Annotated in this window: 1 protein-coding gene and 1 pseudogene; both read left to right on the forward strand. The window is 66.1% G+C overall.

Going from position 1 to position 2,021, the window contains the following annotated elements; genetic code table 11:
• Positions 1-992: tetratricopeptide repeat protein (locus ABEA43_RS67635; protein ID WP_345581511.1), on the forward strand; the 992-nt coding region annotated here is incomplete at its 5' end.
• A gap of 805 nt (positions 993-1,797) precedes the next feature.
• Positions 1,798-1,896, forward strand: a pseudogene (locus ABEA43_RS68645) (DJ-1/PfpI family protein); the annotation flags it as partial.
• Positions 1,897-2,021: the final 125 nt, after the last annotated feature.

Here is a 2,021-nt window from a genome sequence, read left to right on the forward strand (position 1 = left end):
TCAAGCCCAGCGGCGTCACCCTCTCGCCGGGCGCGGCACTGTCGTGGCTGGATGGCGAGCTGGCGTCGTTCGGCACGATCTGCCAGTTCGCGGTCAGGCAGGGACGGCCGGAGCGGGCGGTCACCCTCGCCGCCGCGTTACACCGCTACCTGGAGGCGGGGCACGGCACCGAGGCCCTGTCGATCTACGAGTGCGCTGTGGAGGCCGCGCGGGGGATGGGAGACTCGGAGGGCGAGGCGCATCTGCGGACCAACACCGGGGTCATCCTGCGGCTGCTCGGCCGCTACGCTCCGGCCGTCGAGGAACTGAGCGGGGCGCTGGAGCTGTGCCGGCGCGTCGGCAACCGCCACGGCCAGGCCCGCTCGCTGTCCAATCTGGGCATCATCGAGGAACGTCTCGGCGAGTTCGCCTCCTCGGCCGCCCGGCACAGCGAGGCCATCGCGCTCTGCCGCGAGATCGACGACCCCTTCGGCCAGGCGGCGGCGCTGACCAACCTGGGCAACCTGGAGGAGTCGATCGGCGAGCACACCGAGGCGGCGCGGCACTTCCTGGCCGCGCGCGACATCTTCGCCGCGCTCGGCGATCGTGCCGGGCAGGCCATCGCCCTGTCCAACCTCGGCCAGATCTACACCTCGCTGGGCGAGGACACGCTTGCCGTCGCGAAACTGCGCGAGGCGCTGAGCCTGTTCCGTGAGATCGAGCACCGTGACGGGGAAGCGACCGCGCTGAGCAACCTCGGCACCGCCCTGTGCCGTCAGGCGAAATTCGACGAGTCCCTGTGGCACCTGGAGCAGGCGCTCGAGATCTTCCAGTCGACCAGGCACAGGTACGGTGAGGCGAGCGTCCTCAACGCGATCGGTGCGGCGTTGCGCACCATGGGCCGTGACGGCGAGGCGGCGCAGCGGCACCGGCTGGCGCTGGCGATCGCCGCCGAGACCGGCGACGAGGACGAGCGCGGCCGTGCCGCCGCCGCGCTCGAAAGCCTCGGCTGAGGACCGCGAGGACCGCGAGGCGTGAGAGGGCGGATGCGGCGTGGCCGGACGAGCGACTCGTTAGGCTTTCGGGGTGAAGGTTGCCGGGCTGGTGCTGGCGGCAGCTCCACCGCTCTGGCCTACTTCAACGCTATGAAGCAGCTCAAGAAAGCCAAGGTGGTTCTGACAGAACCGACCATCATCGGGCGGGACTGCGAGTGCCGAAAATCACGTCCGACGGTCTCACCTGCAAGTCTTTGATAAGTAAAGATCATCTCTTAAGCGGGACGCTCAAGCGATGTTGTGCAGTCGCTCAATCGAATTGAGCGACTGCACAAGTCGTTTTGAGCGATCGCTTAAACGGTGACGCTCAAGATCCGTGCGTCTGCCAAAAGCTGCAGGTCACCACGCGAGTCGAGCATTCGAGCCCCACAGGATCCGGATCAACGTCGGCGCGATGGCGTGTCCCGCTTGAAACAACATTTCTGAGACCCGACACGACTTGCTGGTAATCATTGGAAAGGTCCCGCGTATCCCGGCGATCTGGACGCGCCGCACAGCTGGACCTACACCGGCGACGCGGCGCGCACGCTCATCGCCGCCGCCCTGTGCCGCTCGAAAATAGGATCGGGTCATTGACCTGGAGCTTTGCTGGTTGATCTACGCTGCTTTGTACTCATTGATGAGGCCGCCGAGTACAGGTTTTCGTTTGATCCGCCGGTCGGTCAGGTCGACGACGGTGTCCGCGTCGCCGGGTCTGCCTCTGGAGGCCGCTGGTTGCTGGCCTGGTGGGGACGGTGTCCGTTGTAGTGGACGCTGTACTCGGCAAGAGCGAGTGGTCATCGACGGCAAACTGATCACCGCCGCCGGGGTCTCGGCCGGGATCGACATGGCACTCGCGCTCGCGGGGCGAATCGCGGGTGACTGGAGTTGACCCAAGGCCAGGTAGTTAAGGTTTCTGTAGCGCCGTCAAGCGCGCCAGTTCTCAGGACGTGGGAACGGAGATCCAGTAGAACGGTGATCTTCCACAACCAGCCGTCGAAGAACTGG

It is taken from the genome of Nonomuraea rosea, from assembly GCF_039539705.1.
GTDB lineage: Bacteria > Actinomycetota > Actinomycetes > Streptosporangiales > Streptosporangiaceae > Nonomuraea > Nonomuraea rosea.